This is a genomic window from Capsulimonas corticalis (assembly GCF_003574315.2).
GTDB lineage: Bacteria > Armatimonadota > Armatimonadia > Armatimonadales > Capsulimonadaceae > Capsulimonas > Capsulimonas corticalis.
Genome location: NZ_AP025739.1, coordinates 5,599,612 through 5,620,977 on the forward strand (window position 1 = coordinate 5,599,612; position 21,366 = coordinate 5,620,977).

Annotated in this window: 16 protein-coding genes and 1 pseudogene; 4 read left to right on the forward strand and 13 right to left on the reverse strand. The window is 60.9% G+C overall.

Annotated features, from left to right (window positions below; genetic code table 11):
* Positions 1-300: 300 nt before the first annotated feature.
* From D5261_RS24010 to D5261_RS24025, 4 genes and pseudogenes are all read right to left on the reverse strand, one after another.
* The gene (locus tag D5261_RS24010) at positions 301-1,659 is read right to left on the reverse strand and encodes a glucose-6-phosphate isomerase (RefSeq protein WP_119319596.1); all 1,359 of its coding nucleotides are present in this window, start codon (positions 1,657-1,659) and stop codon (positions 301-303) included.
* 100 nt (positions 1,660-1,759) lie between these two features.
* On the reverse strand, positions 1,760-2,515 hold the full coding sequence (gene sdhB / locus D5261_RS24015) for a succinate dehydrogenase iron-sulfur subunit (protein WP_119319595.1): 756 nt from the start codon (positions 2,513-2,515) through the stop codon (positions 1,760-1,762).
* Positions 2,516-2,841: 326 nt separating this feature from the next.
* Positions 2,842-4,695 (reverse strand): annotated as a pseudogene (sdhA, locus tag D5261_RS24020) (succinate dehydrogenase flavoprotein subunit); the annotation flags it as partial.
* A 2-nt stretch (positions 4,696-4,697) separates the two neighbouring features.
* Positions 4,698-5,444, reverse strand: coding sequence for a succinate dehydrogenase cytochrome b558 subunit (locus D5261_RS24025; RefSeq protein WP_119319593.1), 747 nt, complete (start codon positions 5,442-5,444; stop codon positions 4,698-4,700).
* Positions 5,445-5,537: 93 nt separating this feature from the next.
* Between D5261_RS24025 and D5261_RS24030 the strand changes: the two genes are divergently transcribed.
* Both D5261_RS24030 and D5261_RS24035 read left to right on the forward strand, forming a co-directional pair.
* Positions 5,538-6,458 (forward strand): LysR family transcriptional regulator, encoded by a 921-nt coding sequence (locus D5261_RS24030; RefSeq protein WP_119319592.1) that lies wholly within the window; start codon positions 5,538-5,540, stop codon positions 6,456-6,458.
* A 125-nt stretch (positions 6,459-6,583) separates the two neighbouring features.
* Positions 6,584-8,557 carry a methyl-accepting chemotaxis protein gene (locus tag D5261_RS24035; protein WP_119319591.1) on the forward strand — a complete coding sequence of 658 codons (1,974 nt, stop codon included), beginning with the start codon at positions 6,584-6,586 and terminating at the stop codon, positions 8,555-8,557.
* A gap of 92 nt (positions 8,558-8,649) precedes the next feature.
* Here D5261_RS24035 and sucD read toward each other — a convergent pair whose 3' ends face one another.
* The 7 genes from sucD to D5261_RS24070 form a co-directional block, all read right to left on the reverse strand.
* Complete coding sequence (sucD, locus tag D5261_RS24040; protein WP_119319590.1) at positions 8,650-9,519, reverse strand: succinate--CoA ligase subunit alpha; 870 nt, start codon at positions 9,517-9,519, stop codon at positions 8,650-8,652.
* 9 nt (positions 9,520-9,528) lie between these two features.
* A complete protein-coding gene (locus D5261_RS24045; protein ID WP_119319589.1) occupies positions 9,529-9,738 on the reverse strand; it encodes a DUF4177 domain-containing protein in 210 nt (69 codons plus the stop codon).
* Positions 9,739-9,780: 42 nt separating this feature from the next.
* Entirely contained in the window at positions 9,781-10,941 is a 1,161-nt protein-coding gene (gene sucC / locus D5261_RS24050) for an ADP-forming succinate--CoA ligase subunit beta (RefSeq protein ID WP_119319588.1), read from the reverse strand.
* Positions 10,942-11,080: 139 nt separating this feature from the next.
* Positions 11,081-13,030 (reverse strand): acetate--CoA ligase, encoded by a 1,950-nt coding sequence (acs, locus tag D5261_RS24055; RefSeq protein WP_119319587.1) that lies wholly within the window; start codon positions 13,028-13,030, stop codon positions 11,081-11,083.
* 139 nt (positions 13,031-13,169) lie between these two features.
* A complete protein-coding gene (locus D5261_RS24060) occupies positions 13,170-13,991 on the reverse strand; it encodes an MBL fold metallo-hydrolase (protein ID WP_119319586.1) in 822 nt (273 codons plus the stop codon).
* 282 nt (positions 13,992-14,273) lie between these two features.
* The gene (locus D5261_RS24065) at positions 14,274-15,416 is read right to left on the reverse strand and encodes a Kelch repeat-containing protein (RefSeq protein ID WP_119319585.1); all 1,143 of its coding nucleotides are present in this window, start codon (positions 15,414-15,416) and stop codon (positions 14,274-14,276) included.
* The gene (locus tag D5261_RS24070; RefSeq protein ID WP_119319719.1) at positions 15,413-15,712 is read right to left on the reverse strand and encodes a 4a-hydroxytetrahydrobiopterin dehydratase; all 300 of its coding nucleotides are present in this window, start codon (positions 15,710-15,712) and stop codon (positions 15,413-15,415) included. The genes D5261_RS24065 and D5261_RS24070 overlap by 4 nt, the downstream gene beginning before the upstream one ends.
* 161 nt (positions 15,713-15,873) lie before the next feature.
* On the opposite strand from D5261_RS24070, the gene dtd reads away from it, so the two are divergent.
* Both dtd and D5261_RS24080 read left to right on the forward strand, forming a co-directional pair.
* A complete protein-coding gene (gene dtd, locus D5261_RS24075; RefSeq protein ID WP_119319584.1) occupies positions 15,874-16,368 on the forward strand; it encodes a D-aminoacyl-tRNA deacylase in 495 nt (164 codons plus the stop codon).
* Positions 16,355-17,194, forward strand: coding sequence for a tetratricopeptide repeat protein (locus D5261_RS24080; RefSeq protein ID WP_119319583.1), 840 nt, complete (start codon positions 16,355-16,357; stop codon positions 17,192-17,194). The genes dtd and D5261_RS24080 overlap by 14 nt, the downstream gene beginning before the upstream one ends.
* Positions 17,195-17,308: 114 nt before the next feature.
* Here D5261_RS24080 and D5261_RS24085 read toward each other — a convergent pair whose 3' ends face one another.
* Together D5261_RS24085 and D5261_RS24090 are read right to left on the reverse strand one after the other, a co-directional pair.
* The gene (locus D5261_RS24085) at positions 17,309-20,287 is read right to left on the reverse strand and encodes an RICIN domain-containing protein (RefSeq protein WP_165863924.1); all 2,979 of its coding nucleotides are present in this window, start codon (positions 20,285-20,287) and stop codon (positions 17,309-17,311) included.
* Positions 20,288-20,402: 115 nt separating this feature from the next.
* A complete protein-coding gene (locus tag D5261_RS24090; protein WP_119319581.1) occupies positions 20,403-21,200 on the reverse strand; it encodes a DUF1559 family PulG-like putative transporter in 798 nt (265 codons plus the stop codon).
* Positions 21,201-21,366: the final 166 nt, after the last annotated feature.

Consider the following 21,366-nt stretch of genomic DNA (forward strand, 5'->3'; position numbering starts at 1 on the left):
TTACTGGAAAAACTACCGGACTTTGACAATACCGAGGTAGTTATTCCACGAAGGGAGGCGAAATCACAGTAAAAGTTTACGGGGGCAAGGATTTGAGCGCCTATCCCTCCATCGAGCTAAGGCTCAATTTCCCCTTTCCCTGCTTCAGCCCTTCGGGCGGGAAAGGGAACGCTCATCATGATAGGCGTCACAGGTCTTTTTGTGTGGCAAAACGCAAATGGCCCGTTACCTTGATCGAGGTAACGGGCCAATTTTCTATTCTTCGCACTCCGCCAATAACTCGCGCGGGGAGAGATGGGATCAGAACCCGACCACCGTATCCGCGCTCTGCGCCTTCAGCCGCGCCTGGACTTCCTGGGTCGCCTGCTCGAACTTGGGCTTGCCGAGCAGCGCGAACATGTTCTTTTTGTACGCTTCGACGCCGGGCTGATTGAACGGATTGATGCCGCCCAGGTAGCCCGATACGCCGCAGGCGCGCTCGAAGAAGTAGATCAATGCGCCGAGGGAATAAGCGTCGAGCTGCGAAAGGTGTACGGTGCTGTTGGGCACGCCGCCGTCGCGGTGCGCGAGCGCCGTGGCCTTGTAGGCGGCTTCGTTGACATATTGCAGCGATTTGCCCTGGAGATAACCGAGCTCGTCGAGGTCGCTGTCCGACGGCGGAATCAGGACTTCGGGTTCGCCGCCGTCGAGAATAACGAAGGTCTCGATGATGTTGCGGCGGCCTTCCTGGATCCACTGGCCCATGGAGTGCAGGTCCGTGGTCAGTTCGACGGCGGCGGGGAACAGGGAGATGTGGCTCTTGCCTTCGCTTTCGCCAAAGAGCTGCTTCCACCACTCGGCGACGTAATGCAGGCGCGGCTCGAATGAGGCGAAGATCTCCGTGGAGTATCCCTTGCGGTAGAGCAAGTTGCGCGCGGCGGCGTAGAAATACGCCGGGTTCTTGGTGACATCCGTGCTGTTCGTGGCGGCCGCGACATCGCGCGCGCCGGCCAGCAGGCCGTCGATATCGATGCCGGCAACGGCGATCGGCAGCAGGCCGACGGGGCTGAGGACCGAATAGCGGCCGCCGACATCGTCGGCGATCTTCAGCGTGGCGTAGCCCTCTTCATCGGCGAATTTGCGCAGGGCGCCCTTCGCGGCGTCGGTGGTGGCGACGATCTTTTTACGGGCTTCCTCGGCGCCGACCTGACGCGTCAGCAGGTCTCGGAACAGGCGAAACGCGACGGCGGGTTCGGTGGTGGTGCCGGACTTGGAGATCGCGTTGATCGAGAACTTCTTGCCGTCAAGTTTGCGCAGCAGGCGGTCATGATCGAACGCCGAAAGCGAATTGCCGGCGTAAACCACTTCCGGACCGTCGCCCGCTCCAAGCGCTTCGATCACAGCGCGGGCGCCCAGATAAGAGCCGCCGATGCCGATCGAGACCAGATAATCCGAACTTTCGCGGATACCGGCCGCCAGCGTCTTGATCGTCGCCACTTCGTCCTCGCTAACGATCTTGCCGGGGTCCACCCAGCCGAGGTACTCATCCCCCAGCCCGCCGCCCTGCGTCACCTTCTTGTGCGCCAGGTCCACTTGATCTTGCCATGATTGCACCTCGTCCAGATCCACGTCGGGAGCGAGATATCCGTAATCCAATTTCAGCGGCAGCGAAGCGGCCATATTCCAACCTCCATCATCGCCGGCGGCGATGGTTTGTGTATTCTTGTCGGCAAAACGGGCGGGGCGTTTGCGCCCCGCCCGTATTCTACCCAATGCGTTCTTACTTGCCTCGGAAGAAGCGCTTGATCTTGAACAATGTGACGTCGCGGTGCATCTCGGCGATGGCGTCGGTGAGCGGAATGTTCTTGGGGCAAACTTTGACGCAGTTCTGCGCGTTGCCGCACGACGTCACTCCGTCCGATCCGCCAATCGCCTCCAGCCGCTCGTCGGCGTTCATATGCCCGGTCGGGTGGCTGTTGAACAGGCGTACCTGACCGATTGCTGCCGGGCCGATGAAGTTCGAGTGCTCATTGACCTGAGGGCAGGCTTCCAGGCAGCTGCCGCAGGTCATACACTGCGAAAACTCATAGGCTTCCTGCCGGTCCCGTTCGTTCATGCGCGGTCCAGGTCCCAGATCATAGGTTCCGTCGATCGGGATCCAGCCTCGGATCTTCTTCAGGTTCTCGAACATCCGGGAGCGGTCCACGATCAAGTCCTTCACAGTAGGGAACTTGGTCATCGGCTCCAGCGTGATCGGCTGCTGAAGGTTCGCCACCAGAGTCGCGCAGCTCTGTCCGACCCGGCCGTTCATGACCATGGTGCAGGAGCCGCAGACGTTCTCCAGGCAGTTCATATCCCAAACCGGCGCGGTCGTCTGCTTGCCGTCACTGGTGACGGGATTCTTGCGGATCTCCATCAGGAGCGAGATCACGTTCATATTCGGCTGATGCGGGACCGCGAACTCCTCCCAGTAGGGAGCGGAGTTCTGATCCTTACGCCGCTTGATTTTGACGAGAATTGTCTTTGCGTCCGCCATCTTGTTTGTCTCTCTTCAATTGCCGCAGAAAGGCCCTCACCCGGCGCTCCGCGCCACCCTCTCCCAATTCTAGGAGAGGGTTGGATTCAGGATTTTCGATCTAAAATCTTATCACTTAAAAACTCTGACTCCCCCTCTCCCAATTTTGGGAGAGGGGGCCGGGGGGTGAGGGCCTCCTACAGATCCTGCCGCGCCGCCGGGGGCCGGGTGCTAAGCGCGTCGCCGCTGTCGCCAGCAGCTTTCGCCTCTGTGCCGTTGGCGCCGTTCGTCCCATTCGCGGTCGTCGTATTCACGACGATCTTTTCCGGCTGCTTCTCTTCGACCGCGTCGCCTTCGTTCTTTTCCGCCGCGTAGTTGCGAAGGCGGGGCTTGATCAGCGTGGTGTCGACTTCTTCGTAAGAAAGTCGCGGGCCGCTGGGGGTAAACTCGGCGATGGTCGTTTTCAGAAAGCGCTCGTCGTCGCGATTCGGGAAGTCCGGCTTGTAGTGCGCGCCGCGCGATTCATCGCGGGCCAGAGCGCCGGCCACGATCACGCGGGCCAGATGTAGCATGTTGTTCAATTGGCGCGTGAACGGAATCAGCTGATTGGTCCAGCTCGACGTATCGGCGATCGAGACGTTGTGGACGCGCTCCTGAAGCTCCTGGATCTTCGTTTCGGTGACTTTGAGGCGATCGTTGTGGCGAACAACGGTCACGTTGTCCGTCATGATGTCGCCCAGCTCCTCGTGCAGCTTGTACGGGTTTTCGCCGCCGGTGGACTTCGCCAGCGTTTCGTACTTGCGGTTCTGATCCGAAAGCGCGGTTTCGTAGAGCGAGCTCGGCAGGTCGTCGGCGCTCTTGCTCAGATGCTTGACGTAGTTGACGACGCCGGGGCCGGTGAGCTGGCCGCCGGTCAAGCACGAGAGCAGCGAGTTCGCGCCCAGTCGGTTCGCGCCATGGTACTGGTATTCGCACTCGCCGACGGCGTAGAGCCCCTTGATGTTGGTCATCTGGTTTCGCGGATCGCCTTCGACGAGGCCGCCGGTATTGCCATCCTTCACGAAGCCGACCCAGAGGCCGCCCATCGAGTAGTGGACGCCGGGGAAGATACGCATCGGCGTGGTGCGCGGGTCTTCGCCAATGAACTTCTCGTAGATCTCCAGAATGCCGCCGAGCTTGATGTCGATCAGCTTCTTGTCCAGATGGGTCAGGTCGAGATAGACTTGGTTCTGGCCCCAGACGCCCATCTTTTCATCGACGCACTTGGCGAAGATCTCGCGGGTCGCGATGTCGCGAGGAACGAGGTTGCCGTACGCGGGATACTTCTCTTCCAGGAAGTAAAGGCGCTCGCTCTCGGGGATATCCTCGCCGCGTCGCGGATCGCCCGGTTTGCGCGGAACCCACACGCGGCCGCCCTCGCCGCGCGCCGATTCGGACATCAGGCGCAGCTTATCCTGACCGGGAATCGCGGTCGGATGGACCTGAATAAACTCGCCGTTAGCATAGCGCGCGCCCTGCTGATAGACGGCGGCGGCGGCGGTGCCGGTGTTCATGACGGAGTTGGTCGAACGGTTGTACACGATGCCGGGGCCGCCCGTGGCGAGCACCACGGCGTCGGCGCGGAAGGTCTCGATCTTCATCGTGCGCAGGTCCTGCGCGACGATGCCTTTGCAGACGCCGTCATCGTCCTTCACGATCCCCAGAAACTCCCAGAATTCGTGCTTGGTGATCTCGCCCGCGACTTCATGCCGCCGCGCCTGCTCGTCCAGCGCGTACAAAAGCTGCTGCCCGGTCGTGGCGCCGGCGTAGGCCGTGCGGTGGTGCTTGGTGCCGCCGAAGCGCCGGAAGTCCAGCAGACCTTCGCCGGTGCGGTTGAACATGACGCCCATACGGTCGAGCAGGTTGATGATGCCCGGCGCGTTGTCCGCCATGTGCTTGACGGGCGGCTGGTTCGCCAGGAAGTCGCCGCCGTAGACGGTGTCGTCCAGGTGCTCGTAGGGCGAGTCGCCCTCGCCCTTGGTGTTGACGGCGCCGTTGATGCCGCCCTGCGCGCAGACCGAATGGCTGCGCTTGACGGGAACAAAGCTGAAGAGATCGACGGGGACGCCCGCTTCGGCGATCTTCACCGAAGTCATCAAGCCGCCCAGTCCGCCGCCGACGACGATGACTTTGGGTTTTGTATTTGTCGCTACTGTCGCCATAATTATCCCCTCGCGACCTTAGTCGCCGCGCCCGGCGCGGAAATCGCGGCCCGTTCATGGTTCAGGCCCGCCACACGGAAGCGGTTGGCCGTCGCCAGTCCAATCAAAGTAAAGACCGCGAAGATCCCCGCGCAGACATAAGCGCTGATTTTCTGCGAACGCGGCGAGATCGTGACGCCCCAGCGGATACAGAAGTTCCAGATGCCATTCGCGAAGTGGAACACCGTCGCCGTGATTCCGATCACATAGAACGCGAAGAACAGCGGGTCCGCGAACTGCCCGGCCATGGATTCCCAGCCGATCGCTTTTCCGGGATCGGGCGAGCCCTGCCACTCCAGGAAGTAACGCTGAAGGCTCGTATTCCAAACGTGGAAGCCGATGTAGAAAAATGCGATCACGCCGCTGATGCGCTGGAGGAAGTACATCCAGTTCCGACCGTAGCTGTAACTGCCGAGATTCTGCTGCCCGTGCGCCGCGATAAAGATACCGTAGATCCCATGATACAAAATCGGGATATAGATGATCACAATCTCCAGAATCGCCACAAAGGGCAGATAACCAAAGACCTTGACCACCGTTTCGAACGCGCCCGGACCGCGCAGGGCGTAGGAGTTGGCGATCAAGTGCTGCATCAAGAAGATGCCGATCGGCAGGATCCCTGAGAGCGAGTGCAGCTTATGCCATAAATACGGGTCACGCAGCCCTCGCGTGTTCGTCGCCTCGTTCGAGACGGGTATTGAGGAAGCCATCGTCACAGTCCTTTCGGCAAACCATTAAACGAACCTAGTATACCATCGGGGTTGCAAAATGTAAAATGAAATGATATCATACTTATTATAAGCATGGCTAATATTTTACAGATAGAAACACTGAAACTCTTTTGCGATCTCGTGGAAGCGCAGAGCTTCTCGCGCGCCGCCGAGCGCAACTTCGTCTCGCAGTCGGCGGTCAGCCAGCGCCTGCGCGCGCTGGAGCGCGAATACGGCCGGTCCCTGATCGACCGGGGCCAGGGCCGCGGCGGCGTCACCCCCACCCCCGCCGGCCAGCTGCTCTACGACGGCGCCAAGCGGCTGCTGCGCGAAGCGAACGCGCTCGACGCGCTGCTGCGCAACAGCGGCGACGAAGTCGGGGGCACGATCCGTGTCGCGACCGTCTACTCCGTGGGCCTGCACGCCCTCCCGCCGCGTCTCAAACCGTTTCTCGCCGCGCACCCCAAAGTTAATGTACATCTGCAATACCAGCAGACCGAGGAGATCTACCGGGAAGTCATGGACGACTCGGTGGACATCGGCATCGTCGCCTGCCCGGTCGCTAAGCGCGGCCTGGAGACATTTCTGTTCAGCGAGGAGGAGATGGTGCTGATCTGCGCGCCCGAGCATCCGCTGGCCGGACGCGCGTCCGTCGCCCTCAAGGATTTGGACGGCGTCGCGTTCATCGGCTTCGACAATGATATCCCCACGCGCAAGCTTATCGAAGCCCGTCTTCAGCGCGCCGGCGCGCGCGTGCGCCTCACCAGCACATTCGATAACATCGAGACGATCAAGAGCATCGTGGAGATCGGCAACGGCGTGAGCGTAGTCCCGGCGGACACCATCCGGCAGGAAGTGCGCGAAGGCGCGCTCGTGGCCGTGCCGTTTACCGAGGGCGATACGTTTTTGCGGCCGACGGGCCTATTGGTGAAAAAGAGCAATCTGAAGCGGTCCGTGGTGCAGGTTTTCGTGAACGCCATGACGCTCGGCAGGCCGCCCGAGAACCGCCCATGATCCGCTAAAGTTCTGTTGACAATCGCCGACAATACCTTTAACGCATGCCGCAATTTTGTCCACCGCCCCGGATGATTTGTGTTGCCCTTTGGATGTTGTCGCATTGTTGAAAAGGAACCGCTGACGTGACACCCTATTTCCGTAACCTGAAGACCGGCAACAAGCTGGCCCTTGGCTTCGGCCTCTGCATTCTTCTCAGCGCCGCCGCCAGCGGCGTCGCCATCCTGCGTCTGGCTCAGGCGAGCTCCGTCTCACGGAATATCATCGCGAGTTCTCTTGACGGCGTGGAGGCGCTGGCCCAGTTCAATGAATCCTCGCGCCGTCTCCGGATCGCGGAGTTCCAGCACGTGCTGGCCACGAAGAAGTCGGACAAGGACGATCTGGAAAAGGAAATGGCCGGCGAGCAGGCCGACGCCAAGACGGCGCTGGAGGCTTACTCCGTCGCCGTGGATGACGCCGCCGACCAGCACAACTACGAAACGCTGAAGGCGAACTGGGAAAAATATGCGTCCGGGACCGATGCGCTGATCGCCGTCAGCCGGGCCAACCGGACCCAGGACGCCGTCGGGCTGCTGAATGGACCGATGGACGATCAGTTTGCGGCGGTCACCTCACAGCGAACGATGATGGCGGAATGGAACCGCCGCCACGGCGAGTGGTACGGCCGACGGATCGAGGCGACGCACCGAAGCGGAGTCAGTGTGATCCTGGGATTGCTGGCCCTGTCGCTGCTGGTCAGCATCGCCGTTTGTATCGTCATCACGCGCTATATGGTGGGGACGCTCACCCAGGTCTCCGGTCGGCTGACTCAACTGGAAAGCAGTGATTTGACCAGTCTCGCCAGCGGTGTCGAAGCCCTGGCGCGAGGCGATCTCACCGCCGAAGCCAAGGTCAGCGCCCAGCGGCTGACTCTGGATACCCGGGATGAGTTCGGGCAGATGGCCGGTACGTTTAACGCCATGCTGGACAAGGTGCAGACGACCATCGGCGCCTTCCACGCCTCCCAAGAATCGCTCGCGGTCCTGGTTCGCGGCTTGCAGCGCTCCGCCCAGCAGGTTGCGTCCGCGTCCGGAACGCTCGCGGCGACGAGCCGACAGGTCGGCGCCTCCACCGAGGAGATTTCGTCGACGATGCAGGAAGTCGCCGAGGCTTCGGATCAATCGGCTCGCGGCGCGAGCGAAGTGGCGCAGGGAGCGACCGCGCAGGCGAGCGCCGTGTCCTCGGCCGCCGCGCAGGTGAAGGATTTGACCGCCGCCGTGCTGAGCGTCGCCCGTGACGCCGAAAACGGCGCGCAGGCGGCCGCCGACGCCAACGGCGAGGCGGCGAACGGCGCGTCGACCGTGGAGCGGACCGTGGCGGGCATGAAGCGAATCGAACAAACGGTATCGCAGTCGGCAAAAGCCATCCAGGCGCTCGGCGATGTCTCTGTCCGTATCGGCGGGATTGTCGCCACCATCGAACAGATCGCCGAGCAGACCAATCTGCTCGCGCTCAACGCCGCCATTGAGGCGGCCCGGGCCGGAGAATCCGGGCGCGGCTTCGCGGTCGTCGCGGACGAAGTCCGCAAGCTGGCGGAACGCTCCGCATCGGCCACCCGGGAAATTGGCTCGCTCATCCGTGAAGTGCAGTCCGGCACGGCCCAGGCGGTGACGGCCATGGAGGCGGGAACCCGAGAAGTGTCCTCGGGTGCGGCTCTGGCGGAGGAAGCCGGCGAGGCGCTGACGCGAATCCAGGCGGTAGTCTCCAGCGTCACCGAGCGCGTGCGGCGCATCAGCGTGGCGGCGGACAATATGGCGCTCTCCTCGGACGAAGTGTCGAGAACGATCACCGAAGTCGCCGCGATCGTCGAGGAAAGCAGCGCGGCGGCCGAGCAGATGTCGGCGTCGGCCGAAGAGGTCTCCGCGTCCGTCACCACCGTCTCCGACGCGACGGCCCAGCAAAGCGCCTCTGTTGAGGAGCTGTCGGCCTCGTCACAAGAGCTCGCGGGAATCGCTCAGGAGCTGGAATCCGCCGTATCCCAATTTACGGTAAAATCTCTCGACAATCACTCCCAGGTCTCCGCGCCGCTCACACGGCTGTCGATGAGCAAGGCCGCTTAAGGCGTCCCCGAACACTCTCCAACACACAACAGCGGCGCCCGGTTTTTCAACCGGACGCCGCTGTTGTGTGTAATCGAGAATTCGCGTGTGGCTTACAGCCCCAGCGCCTGCTTCACCAACCCCGGAATGTCCGCCGTGGATTCCGCCATGCGGACGCCGGCGGCTTTGAGGGCGTCGACTTTCGCTTGCGGGCCGCCGCTGGAGCCGGAGATGATGGCGCCGGCGTGGCCCATGCGCTTTCCGGGAGGCGCGGTGAGACCGGCGATGAAACCGATAACTGGCTTGGTCATGGTCTTGATGTACTCGGCCGCGATCTCTTCGTCCGAGCCGCCGACCTCGCCGCACATGACGACGGCGGTGGTGGCCGGATCCGCTTCAAAGAGCGGGAGGACGTCGATGAACCGGGTTCCGGGCATCGGATCGCCGCCGACGCCGACGCAAGTGGTCTGTCCGAGGCCGGCGCGGGTGAGCGCGTCAACCGCTTCGTAGGTCAGGGTGCCGGAGCGCGAGACGATCCCGATCGGGCCGGGGGTGAAGATGCTCGCCGGCGTGATGCCGATCTTGCACTCGCCCACGGTCAGAATGCCGGGACAGTTCGGGCCGAGGAGGCGCGACTTCGACGTCTTGACGACGTTGACCGCCTTGATCTCGTCCTGGATCGGAATGCCTTCGGTGATGCAGACGATGAAGTCCACACCCGCATCGACCGCTTCCAGGATACCGTCCGCCGCGAAGCGGGCCGGGACGAAGATACAGGAGGCGTTGGCCCCCGTCTCCTCGACGGCTTCCTTCACGGTGTTGAAGACGGGAACGCCCTGAATCGTCTGGCCGCCCTTGCCGGGCGTGACGCCGCCGACCACATTGGTGCCGTAAGAGATCATCTGCGTCGTATGGAACTCGCCCTCGCGGCCGGTGATTCCCTGGACGATGACCTTGGTGTCTTTACCAACTAGGATACTCATGGCTGTTCTTTAACCCCGTCGTCGCTTGAAGTAGAACACGGTGACCGGGACGCTGTCGTCCACATCGTCGTCACCTTCGCCGCCGTCTTCGGTGGCGCGCACATCCGCGACCGCGTTGACCAGCTCCCAGCCATCCGCGCCGTGGGTGTTGAGCGTCTGCTCATCCGTCTCGTCGTCCTCTTCGCTCACAACGATCTTATACTCGAATACGTCTGCCATTGATATCCATCCTTCTTCTTGCTTCTCAAATGAAGCGCGTAATTATTTCGCGGCGTAAGCCAGCTCCACGATCTTTGCGGCGGCTTCCTGCATGGTTTCGGCGGGAACGAGGTTCGTGGTCTTCAGCAGCTCGGCGCCTTCGGCGGCGCGGGTGCCGGCGAGGCGGATCACGATCGGCACCTTGACGTCGAGCGTCGCGACGCCGGCGATGATGCCCTTGGCGACTTCGTCGCCCCGGGTGATGCCGCCGAAGATGTTGAACAGAACGCCCTTGACATTGGGATCGGACAGCACGACTTCGAGGCTGCTCGTGACGGCTTCGGCCTTGGCGCCGCCGCCAATGTCCAGGAAGTCCGCCGGCTTGCCGCCCGCGCGCTTCACTTCGTCCATCGTGGTCATGACCAGCCCCGCGCCGTTGCCGATGATGCCGATGTCGCCGCCCTCAAGACGGACATACTGGATGCCGCGCCGGTGCGCTTCGGTCTCGATCGGGTCTTCCTCGGCGGTGTCGTGGAAGGCCGCGAACTCGGGGTGGCGGAACATGGAGTTCTCGTCGATATCCCACTTCGCGTCGCCGGCGATGACCGTTCCTTCTTTGGTGATGACCAGAGGATTGATCTCGGCGAGGGTGGCGTCCGTGCCGACATACGCGGCGTAAAGGGCCTTCAGGACAGGGATCGTCTTGTTGATGAACGCCACGTCGAAGTTGGCGTCGAACAGCACCTGGCGCGCCGCGTAGTCGGGCAGGCCCAGCAGCGGGTCGATATAGAGGTTGGCGATATCGGCCGGGTTGTTGTGCGCGACCTCTTCGATGTCCATGCCGCCCTTAGTGGAGACGATCAGCACGTCGCGCTGGCGGGCGCGGTCCTGGGTAATCGCGACATAGATCTCCTTGTCGATATTGACGGCTTCTTCCACCAGCAATTTGTTGATCTTCAGGTCCGAGTTGGCCTGCGCGAAGAACAGGGTCTTGCCCAGCAGCGCCTTGCCGATCTCCTCGGCGTCGTTCGGATTGTCGGCGAGCTTGACGGCGCCGGCCTTGCCGCGTCCGCCGCTATGCACCTGCCCCTTGATCACGACCTTACGGCCGAGCTGAGAAGCGATATCCCGCACCTCGGCGGGGGTCGAAGCGGCCTGTCCTTCGGGTACGGGAACGCCGTACTGCTTCAGGAGCTGCTTCGCCTGGAACTCATGTATCTTCAAAATCGTGTCTCCTGCTCTTTTAAAGAAGCCAAGCGGCCGGCGAAATCGTTTTGCCGGCCTTCTCTCGCCTCTTTTGTTCGAACCGACTCCTATTATGAACGAAAAATCGTTTCCAACGGGTGTCGGAAACGATTTTTCGTTAAGATTCGTCGGTATATTTGTCCTTGAGGCTACTCACGACACTCGGATCGGCCAGCGTCGTGGTGTCCCCCAGCGCTCGTCCTTCGGCGATATCGCGCAGCAGACGGCGCATGATCTTGCCGCTTCGGGTCTTGGGAAGCTCCGCCGTGAGGAAGAGGTCGTCCGGGCGGCAGATCGCGCCGATCTTTTTGGCGACGTGCGCCTTCAACTCCGCCATCAACTCGGGCGACGGTTCGATCCCCTCTTTCAAGGTCACGAACGCCGAGATCGCCTGCCCCTTAATATCGTGCGCCTTGCCGATGACGGCCGCCTCCGCGACGCTCGGATGGTCCACGAGCGCGCTCTCGACTTCCATGGTCGAGACACGGTGGCCGGCGACATTCATGACGTCGTCCACGCGTCCCAGCAGCCAGTAATCGCCCTCGGCGTCCCGCTTGGCGCCGTCGCCGGCGAAGTAGTAGCCTTTGTCGGCGAACTTGCTCCAGTAGACTTCTTTATAACGAGCGTCGTCGCCCCAGAGCGTGCGCAGCATCGACGGCCAGGGTTTGGTGATGACGAGCAGGCCGACGCCCTCGCCGCCTTCCGGCAGCGGATCGCCCTTTTCATCGACCACTAGAGCGCTGACGCCCGGGAACGGGCGGCTCGCGCTCGCTGGCTTGGTCGCGCTGATCCCGGGAAGCGGCGTGATCATGATCGCGCCGGTCTCGGTCTGCCACCAGGTATCGACAATCGGGCAGCGCTCGCCGCCGACGTTCTTGTGATACCAGAGCCATGCTTCCGGGTTGATCGGCTCGCCGACCGAGCCCAAAAGCCGCAGGCTGCTCAGGTCATGCTTTTCCGGCCACTCGGTCCCCCACTTCATAAAGGCGCGAATCGCCGTCGGCGCCGTATAAAGAATGGTGATTTTGTGCTTCTCGATCAGCTCCCAGAAGCGGTCCCGCGCCGGCCAGTCCGGCGCGCCCTCATACATAAACACCGTCGCGCCGTTGGAGAGCGGCCCGTAAACGACATAGGAATGCCCGGTGATCCAGCCGACATCGGCCGTACACCAATAAACATCGTCGTCCTTCAGATCGAAGATGTACTTGCATGTCGTCGTCGCACCGGTCAGATACCCGCCCGTCGTGTGCGCGATGCCCTTGGGCTTGCCCGTGGACCCCGAGGTATACAGGATAAACAGCAAGTCTTCCGAATCGAGCGCCACGGCCTCGTTTTGATCCGAGGCGTCCGAAGCCAGCTCATGCCACCAGAGGTCGCGTCCGGCCGTCCAGGGCGTCTCCTCGGGCTTGCCTGTGCGGTTGACGACGATCACATGCTCGATCGTCGTCTCGCCCGCCAGCGCCTGGTCGGCCGCTTCCTTGAGCTTGACCACGCCGCCGCGCCGCCAGCCGCCGTCAGCGGTGATCAGCAGCTTGGAGCCGCTGTCATGGATTCGCTCGCGCAGACTGTCCGCACTAAAACCGCCAAAGACCACCGAGTGCGGCGCGCCGATGCGGGCGCACGCCAGCATTGCGATCGCCGCTTCGGGAATCATGGGCAAATAGATCGTCACGCGATCTCCGCGCTGCACGCCCTGGCTTTGCAGAACGTTCGCGAACTTGCAAACTTCCTGGTGAAGTTCGGCGTAAGTGTACGTCTTCGTATCGCCCGGCTCGCCTTCAAAAACAATCGCGGCTTTGTCGGCGCGACCGCCTTCGACATGACGGTCCAGACAGTTCACGGAGACGTTCAATTGCCCGCCAAGGAACCACTTGGCGTGGGGAGGATTCCACTCGCTGACCGTGTCCCACTTGCGCGACCAGACAAGCTGCTCAGCTTGCCCGGCCCAAAACGCGTCGGGATCGGCGGCGGCGGTTTCATAAATCGTGGGATCGTTCCAGTTCGCCTGCGCCGCAAAGTCGGCGGCGGGAGGAAATTTCTGGGCTACTTCTTGTTCGAGTTCCGCCAAAGTAGGATGCTCTCCTTCGATACATTCGCAAATTTTCAACCGGGAAGAGAGTTCGGCATGGCTGGCAAAATTACCTGCGTGGATTTTTTTGGATCCCCATCTCCAGGCCGAGCTTCAGCGAGGCGGGGAGATGGGGATCCTAAAACAAATTCAGCTGAAGCGGCTTCACCCCCGGCGTCCACGACACCGAAGGCTTGTCGCGTTTGGCGACATCGAGCACTACGGGGCAGCCGGTTTCGACGGCGACGGTGGCTTTGGCGTAGGCGAGCGCGAGTTTGGGGGTGTTGTTTTCTTTGGAAAGGTGCGCGAGCCAGGCCGTGTGCGGGCCGTGGGTCATGGCGTGTTCGCACAGGAGCGCGACGGCGGCTTCGTTGGAGAGGTGGCCGCGGTCACTGAGGATGCGCGCTTTGAGATAACCGGGATAGACGCCGGCGTTCAGGCGGTGGACATCGTGGTTGGCTTCTAAAATCAAGAGGTTCGCGCCGCGTATCGCCGCGCGCATGGCGTCAGTGACATGGCCGGCGTCGGTGATGATACTGGCCTTGTGGCCGCTCGGCCGGTAATACAAATTGACGCCGACGGGCTCGACGGCGTCGTGCGGCACCGGGAAGGTCTCGATATCGAGATCGCCGATGGACCAGCGGTCTCCCGTGGCCAGCTTGATATTAGGCGAATCCGTGCAGCGCCGATAAATCACATTGAGCGTCGCGGGGTTGGCGACAATCGGAACATTGTAGCGTTTGGAGATCGCGTGCGCGCTCTGGATATGGTCCGAATGTTCGTGGGTAAGGACAATTCCGCTCAGATCCGAGAGCAGAAGATCGTGCGTCGCGAGGGCGCTGGCGATCAGACGAAGTCCGATTCCTGCGTCGATCAATACCGCGTGGTCGCCGGCTCGAACAAGTGTTGTATTGCCGGAAGACCCGCTGGCGAGTGCGTGGACTGAAAAGCGCCGAGTCATAAGGAGTATATTACCCCAAAACCACTCCAAAAACAGTTCAGACGTGCAAAGACCCGACGGGAGGCGGCAGCGACGTCGGGTCTCTCAATTGTGTGCTTCCTTGCGTCTGCTCGTAAGGTTGATGTTACGAGCTCCTTATCATTCGCCGCGATCACCGTTAGATAGATTTCAGTGACCGCAGCTTGTTATTAGCACATTGCATTCCTGTATGAAGTTGTCTACCCGTATTATAGGCAGGCGCGTAATGAGTTGTTACTGCAACACATACTAGGTTTTCCGGGATTAATGCTGGGCAGGCTTCAGGAATGACGCCGTAGCGAGCGAGGACTCTTTGCCGCCTTCGACTTTCTTGCCGCCGGCGGCGAGCGCGAGGCCGTCCGGAAAGACGATCAGCGCCAGATCGTGACTGCTGTCCGGGAGCGCCGGCATGGACGTAAAGACGCCGGCGGCGGGGTCGAAGATCTCCGTCGTCGCGGTCGTCGCATGCGCCGCCGGCGACCACCCTCCCACGAGCAAAATCCGGCCATCCGGCAGTGTTCCGGCGCTGTGCGCCATGCGCGGGGCTCCCAGGAGATGTGGAAGCGTGTGGAACTCGTCCGTCGCGGGATCGTAGATCTCCACCTCGCGCGGCCCCGCGTCGCCATTTTGACCGCCGGCGACAAGCACGGTCCCGTCGGCAAGCAGAGTCGCCGTCGGCCGGTCGCGGGCGACAGACATCGGGGATTTCGTCAGGCGAAAGGAATTGGTTGCGGGATCAAAGATCTCCGCCGTCGCGGAAAAGCGGTCGGGTTTGCCGACAAACCAGTGTTTGCCGCCGGCAATGAGCACGCGCCCATCGCGCAGGCGAACGGCGGCCTGCCCAAAGCGGTCTTCCTGCATATGCCCCGGGATCTGAGAAAAGGCGTGTGTCTGCGGATCGTAGAGATCCGCCGTCGCCAGGGTGCGGCCCCGATGCGTGTTGAAACCGCCGGCAAGCAAGATTCGCCCATCCGCGAGCGTCGTCGCCGTGAACAGCTCGCGCGGCTTCGACATCTGGCTTGCGAGCACGTGGAACTGTTCGGTTTGCGGATCGAACACTTCGGCCGTCGGCAGCGACCCCAGCGTTGTGTTGTATCCGCCCGCGATCAGAACCGTCCCATCGGCGAGGACATTCGTCGTGGCGAAGTCGCGCGGATAGGTCAGGCGGCCCCTGGCCCGATGAAACGCATTCTTGGCGCTGTCGTAAATATCGGCGGTCGCGAGGCACGAGCCGGCGTCGTAACTGTAGCCGCCGGCGATCAGAGCGCTCGCGCCGCTGGGCAGAAGCGCGGCGCTCGGGGCCCAGCGCGAATCGCAAAGAGCGGGCAGGATCGGCGTCCATGACGAAGTTTGGGCCATTGCAGGGGCGCCGATCGCGCACAGCAGCAGGAGAAAGGCGGCTTTCATCCGAGGATCGTGTCCGCGAAATCGTCGCTGGCGGCCGCCAGCTCAAAGTCGTGGATCGTCAGACCGCCGGAATCGTGCGTCGTCAGCCGGAACGTGACTTTGTTGTAACGGATATCGATGTCGGGGTGATGATTGATCGACTCGGCTGTTTCCGCCGCCTGATTGACGAATTGCAGCGCTTGGATAAAATCTTTGAACTGGAAAGTGCGGACCAGCATGTTGCCGTCGCGTGTCCACATCGGTACGCGCTGCAAATGCTCCTCGATCTCGGCTTCGGTCAGCGTGGGATATCTCATGCGGCTGTCTCCTTCTTTGATGGCGTCAAAGCTTACTGTTGAGATCATCATACCCAGATTTTCCCGGTCGGAGATCATGCGGGCATGGCCTGCTTCACCACGTAAGCCTGGTATTCCTCCCAGCAGGATTTCCAGGGGTCCGCGCCGAATCCGTGCGCATCATGCGAGTTGTTCTGCAGCGGGTGACGAGCGCCGCCGTCACCATCAAAGAAACGGGAGACCGGCGCTCCATCGGCCCGGGTCTCGCCGTGCTCCTAGGCGTCGGTCATGGCGATGATGCGGGCGATGTCGATTACCTCGTACAGAAAGTAACGTCGCTTCGAATTTTTGCCGATGAACATGGAAAGATGAATCTCTCGCTGGAAGACGTCCAGGGCCAGATGCTGATTGTCTCTCAGTTCACCCTGCTCGGCGATACGCGTAAGGGCAAGCGACCATCGTTCACAGACGCCGCCCCGCCCGCTATCGCCATTCCTCTATACGAACGGTTTGTCGCCCAGGTCCAGGCGCGCGGCGTGACGGCGCGGACCGGAGAGTTCGGCGCGGATATGAGCGTCGAGATCACGAACGATGGGCCGGTGACGCTGATCATCGAGAGCCCGCCCAAGACCAACACGGAGCAAAAGAAAGAAGAACGTGTCAGTGAACGACTCTGACGATCAGGGCCCTCCGCCCGCACAGCCTGCCCCGCCCGTCCCTTCGGCCATTCGCAGACAGGGAGAAATCAGCCTGCGGCAAGGCAATATCGAGCTCGCCCTCTCAAAGTACCGGAAGGCGGTTCAGATGGAGGGCGCCGGCGCGGGCGGCCCGCAGGAAGGCGTCTCGGCGGCGCGCACGGACCTGGGCGACGCTTATGCGTACGCCGATCAGGCCGTGAATGCGCTGCGGCAGTTTCGGCGCGCCATCCGCTCCAGCCCCAAGCGCTCAGAGCCGCATTTTTCTCTTGGAGAGCTGTACCGACGGCATGGCAAAACACAAGCCGCCGTCGCCGAATACCGGCGCGCGATCGAGTACTCCCCGCGCAACGCCTTCTACCACTACCGACTCGCGGACACGCTCGTGGACGCCGGCTTCGAGACCGAAGCCATCTCCGAAATGGAGATCGCCGCCGAGATGGCCCCCGAAGACTCGTTCTACCACTTCCGTCTCTCCGACCTTTATCTCACGCGCGGACGGCTGGAAGAAGCCGTGGCGGAGATTCAGATGGCCTCGATGTTCTCCCCCAAGGACGCCTACTACAACCTGCGTCTGGGGATGCTTTACATCCTCGCGGGCCATTGGGAAGACGCCGCCGAAGCCCTCGCCCACGCGCTGCGCCTCGACCCGCGCAACGCGCTCTATCATTGTGTGTTAGGGGACGTGTATTTGCAGATCCCAAGAAACGATCTGGCGATGAGCCACTATCAAATGGCCGGGGATTTGGATTATTACGATATGGAGCACGTGCGGCGGATCCGGCAGCTGGTGGGGATTGGGGAGTGAGGATGCGGCCATCACCCGGCGGCCTCTGGGCGCCGCCTCGGGGTGACAACCTAATCCGAGCGGCCGTCTGGATCTGATGTCCAGACGGCCGGCGCGTCGCCAGAGGAAAGAGAGCTATGGAGCCTGGAAGCTCCAGTTCTGATTGGCGGCGCCGCTCGACGCCTTGACGTCAATCGCAGCGTTCGGACTGGTAGAGGAGCCGCTGACTTCGAAAACGTACCCGGAGAGCTTGTTAACGAGTTTGTAATACGCGCCATTGACTTGCAGAGTCCAGAGCTGGTCATTGCCGCCTGTGAGCGTCTCCAGCAGTACGGCGGCTCCGCTTGCGGCTGAGCCGTTGACGCTTGCCGCCAGTCCGTTCCCAGCACAGGTCAGGGTGTAGTATGCGCCCGAGGCGGTCAGAGTCCACTTCTGATTAGAGCCGCCGCTATAGCCGTACTGGTCGAGCGCAGTTCCCACCCCCCAGCCAGCGGGATCGTCGAGCGCCAGGCCGCTATTCTGGTTGATCAGCTTGTATGTTCCGTTGGCGTTCGCCGGCGGCGTGGCCGAAACGACGTTCGAGTTTGGCCCGGCGCCGGCGTAGGCCGTAGCGGCTACGACATAGTAGTACGTCGTTCCGCCCGTGACGCTGGTGTCGGCATAGCTGTTCGTCGTGACATTCGTGGCGATGGCCGTGAACGGACCGCTCGCGGACGTTCCTCGGGAAACGGTGAAAGTCGACCCAACCGTCGGCGTCCAATTCAGCACGACCTGACCGTAGTGCGCCGTCGCCGCCAATCCGGTTGGGGCCGCCAGCAGATACCATCGCTGATTCCAGCCGCCGTTCGCCACCCATTGATCAATCTGCGCGCCAGCAGTCGTGGACTGCCCCACAACATCGGCGACCAGCCCTGAGGCGAGGTTCACCAGTTGAACCGTCTGATTATCGTATGGAACGAGCGTCCATTGCTGCTCGTTGGCGCTATTCGCGTTTTCCAGGGCGAGGAGCCCGCCATTGGCTGTCGAAGAGCCCACGCCGACGGGAAGGTTATTCTGGTTAGACAACAGCTTGAAGTACCCATTGGCTGTGGGGGTAATCGTCCAGAGCTGATTGTTCGCGCCGCCGAAGCCCCACTGCACCAGATCCGTCCCGGCTCCGCCATAGCCGGCGTCGTCGAGCGCCAGATTATCCGAGGCGCTGAAGATTCCCAGCGCCTTGTCGGTCAGGAAAATACCGGTCGTAGCGCCATTGATTCCTGAGGTCGTCCCGGTCGTCTTGACGAGCGATGTCCCATAAGGGCCGAAGTTGCTCACAAGATTCTGGGCCAGCGTGATGTTCTGGGAGTTGGCGATATTGACGACCGACCCCATATCGATTCCGTAGCTGTTGAAATCGCTCCAGGTCTGCTGAGCCGTGTTCTTAAACAGATTTCCCGTCACCTGAACATTATTCGAATACTGGAGAATGACCGGCGGTCCCCACATGGAGGTGAAGGTATTGTTTTTGATGGTGGCGGCGCTGGCGTTCCCAAGGCGAATCCCGCCGCCGCGTATGTCGTTGACCGGCGAATACAGTCCGTCCGAGAAGGGAGCATGCGACCCGCCATTGAGAAACGTATTGCCCTCAATGTCGATATTGTTGCAGAGGTTGGACGCTGTAGAAACGCGCACGGTGCAGTCGATGCTCTGAACATCGATATTTCGGAACGTATTGTTCTTGATCGTCAAGCCCGATGTCGCGGGTCCGCCGTGCCACGCTGTTTCGGCGTTGAGTTCCAGACCCGCCGAGGAATCGTAGAATGTATTGTTCTCAAAATCGATCCCCGGCCCCGACATGCTGGTGATTCGGCCGCTGCCCTGGAACGAGGAGTTTTTGACAATGACCGGGGCGGCGGTGTTCAAGTCGCAGCAGCGGCTAATCCCATCCGTCTCCTGTGAGGCGCCTGGATTGGGCCCGGTCAGAGGCACAGTGACATTTTGATTGAGGGTCAGCAGCCAGTTTCCGCTGCCGTCCTGGCTCACGGCGGTCACCGTGCATGTCGCCTTCACATATTCCGCCTGATACACCCAGTCCCAGATCTGCACGGTGTCGCCGACCATATAAGTAATGACATTGGGCAGATTCTCGACGGTGATTTTGTTCGCCGCCGTCTGCGCCAGAATATGCGAGAAGTCGCCGCCGGTGCAGATCTCATCATCCTCCATCCCAGAGAAGTTGTTGTTCGTGATGGTAATGGTTCCGCGATTTCCTTCTCCTAAATATCCGCCGGCCGGTCCGCACAATCGTCCCGAGCCGGGAGGCGGGCCAGCGGTAATATTCGTAAGATTGAGCGCCGCCGAGTTGTTCCAGAAGCCGCCGACACTGCCGGCGCCGCCCCCATAATCGGTAAGGTTACTCGCGGTGCATGTTCCCGTGCAATGTGTGAAGTTGAACGGCCAGCCGCCGCCATTGTGCGCCCAGACAACGAACTTCTTTCCAACAATGGTGGACGGCAGAGTCGCGCCGGTCATATTGATCGTCCAATTGCTGCCGGAGGTGTTGGTCGCGCTCGCGAAATTTCCGCCGCAGGTGCGATCGTAGCAAAGCGACGAAGAGTCTGTGTAAAAGAAAACCTCGCTGCTTGTGGAGCCGACATCGGGATCGGTAAGCGTCGGATAGCCGCTGTCCAGGGTGACGTTAACACTGCTCGTTCCGCTGATTGAGTTGACGACGCCTTGCGTAAACCGAAACGGCGTTGTGTCGAAGATCATCTGGTTAAGCGTGATGTTGTTCGAATCCCAGACGGAGAAGAAGGCGTTGTTATCGCCGTGGTTCGCATTGACCAGCTTCGTCGTCGAATCTCCATAGACCGTAATGCCGTTCGCATTATGAATGCTGAGCTGCTGGCCGGACGCCAGCAGATATGTACCGGCGGGAATATAGACCTGCGATCCCGGCCCGGCGGCGATCGCCGCCTGAAGCGCGGCGTTGATCGCCGGAAAATCATTCGCCACCCCATTGCCCACAGCGTTATAGGGCGCGTTCTTCACATTGAATGTTGCGGCGTTCCCAGCATTGGGAAGGACCGCCGCCGCGACGATGGCGGCAAAAACCTTGAGTTTGGAAAAGTTCATCCGAGCGCCTCCAAGAACAGTGCAAGCGTCTTGCTTGAATATTGCTTTTGTATCTAAAGAAACAAACATGAATGCTTCCGATCCTCCCATGGAAGATCGGAAGCGACATCCGGCTCTATTGATTGTATTTCTGATCGAGAAGCGATAAATCTTGGACGATGGTGGCGTTGGTGTCGTTGCAGTTGATGGCGTCTTCCCAGTTGGCGCCGACGGGGCAGTCTGTTTGCGTGGAGCCATAGATATATCCCCACATGCTGCCGTTCACGACAGTCTGAATTGGCCGCAGCGCCTTGACATGCCCATCCATGAAGATCATGTTCATACGACCGACATGGCGGGCGGCGACGAGGTCTCGAAAGTACGTGTCGCGCCAATCGTCCCAAACGATTCCCGGATCGTCGCGAAACGCCGAGTCCGCCTCCGTCACCATAATTCGAGTGGCTGGCTCTTTAATCTGAGAATCTTTGTGCGCTCCGCCCCACCCCGTAGGTCCGTCCTGATTGAATTGTCCTAGTTCGTTATTGTAACGATAGGACGCTGGAATCGCGGGCGTCGCGTAGATGGTCTTCGCCAGCGTATTGTTGCTGGGGTCCGACGGGCAGTGGAATACCTGCGTGCTCTTCACATAAGGGTAAATGTCCTGTCCCCAATTTGTGGTGTCGCCGCTGGCGTTCCAATGATTCGTCACGGGATAAATCTCATCGTTATCCTGCAAGTATTGCATGATCCCCAGCCCGATCTGCTTCAAATTGCTCATACACGCCGCCTGCCGCGCCTTCTCCCGGGCTTTCGCGAAGACCGGGAACAAAATAGCCGCGAGAATTGCAATGATTGCGATAACAACGAGAAGCTCAATAAGCGTAAACCCGCGAAATTGATTTTGCCGCCGCGCATTGGTAAAGTAACGATACATAACCTACTCTCCTTATTTTCCGTAAAGCGAATAAAACGATGTTCAAATCATGATATACACGTGATAATCATATTGTACTCATAATACAGCAATACCCTCCCATTGTCAAGAAAAATATTCTCTTATTCCGACGATCCGCCCCACCCCGGCCCACAGGCCGAGGCGA

Coding starts and splice junctions, on each gene's coding strand:
- sucD (WP_119319590.1), bottom strand. CDS start 9,519: ATGAGTATCCTAGTTGGTAAAGACACCAAGGTCATCGTCCAGGGAATC.
- sdhB (WP_119319595.1), bottom strand. CDS start 2,515: ATGGCGGACGCAAAGACAATTCTCGTCAAAATCAAGCGGCGTAAGGAT.
- D5261_RS24065 (WP_119319585.1), bottom strand. CDS start 15,416: ATGAAAGCCGCCTTTCTCCTGCTGCTGTGCGCGATCGGCGCCCCTGCA.
- dtd (WP_119319584.1), top strand. CDS start 15,874: ATGCGAGTTGTTCTGCAGCGGGTGACGAGCGCCGCCGTCACCATCAAA.
- D5261_RS24030 (WP_119319592.1), top strand. CDS start 5,538: ATGGCTAATATTTTACAGATAGAAACACTGAAACTCTTTTGCGATCTC.
- D5261_RS24090 (WP_119319581.1), bottom strand. CDS start 21,200: ATGTATCGTTACTTTACCAATGCGCGGCGGCAAAATCAATTTCGCGGG.
- D5261_RS24070 (WP_119319719.1), bottom strand. CDS start 15,712: ATGAGATATCCCACGCTGACCGAAGCCGAGATCGAGGAGCATTTGCAG.
- D5261_RS24010 (WP_119319596.1), bottom strand. CDS start 1,659: ATGGCCGCTTCGCTGCCGCTGAAATTGGATTACGGATATCTCGCTCCC.
- D5261_RS24045 (WP_119319589.1), bottom strand. CDS start 9,738: ATGGCAGACGTATTCGAGTATAAGATCGTTGTGAGCGAAGAGGACGAC.
- D5261_RS24025 (WP_119319593.1), bottom strand. CDS start 5,444: ATGGCTTCCTCAATACCCGTCTCGAACGAGGCGACGAACACGCGAGGG.
- D5261_RS24085 (WP_165863924.1), bottom strand. CDS start 20,287: ATGAACTTTTCCAAACTCAAGGTTTTTGCCGCCATCGTCGCGGCGGCG.
- D5261_RS24060 (WP_119319586.1), bottom strand. CDS start 13,991: ATGACTCGGCGCTTTTCAGTCCACGCACTCGCCAGCGGGTCTTCCGGC.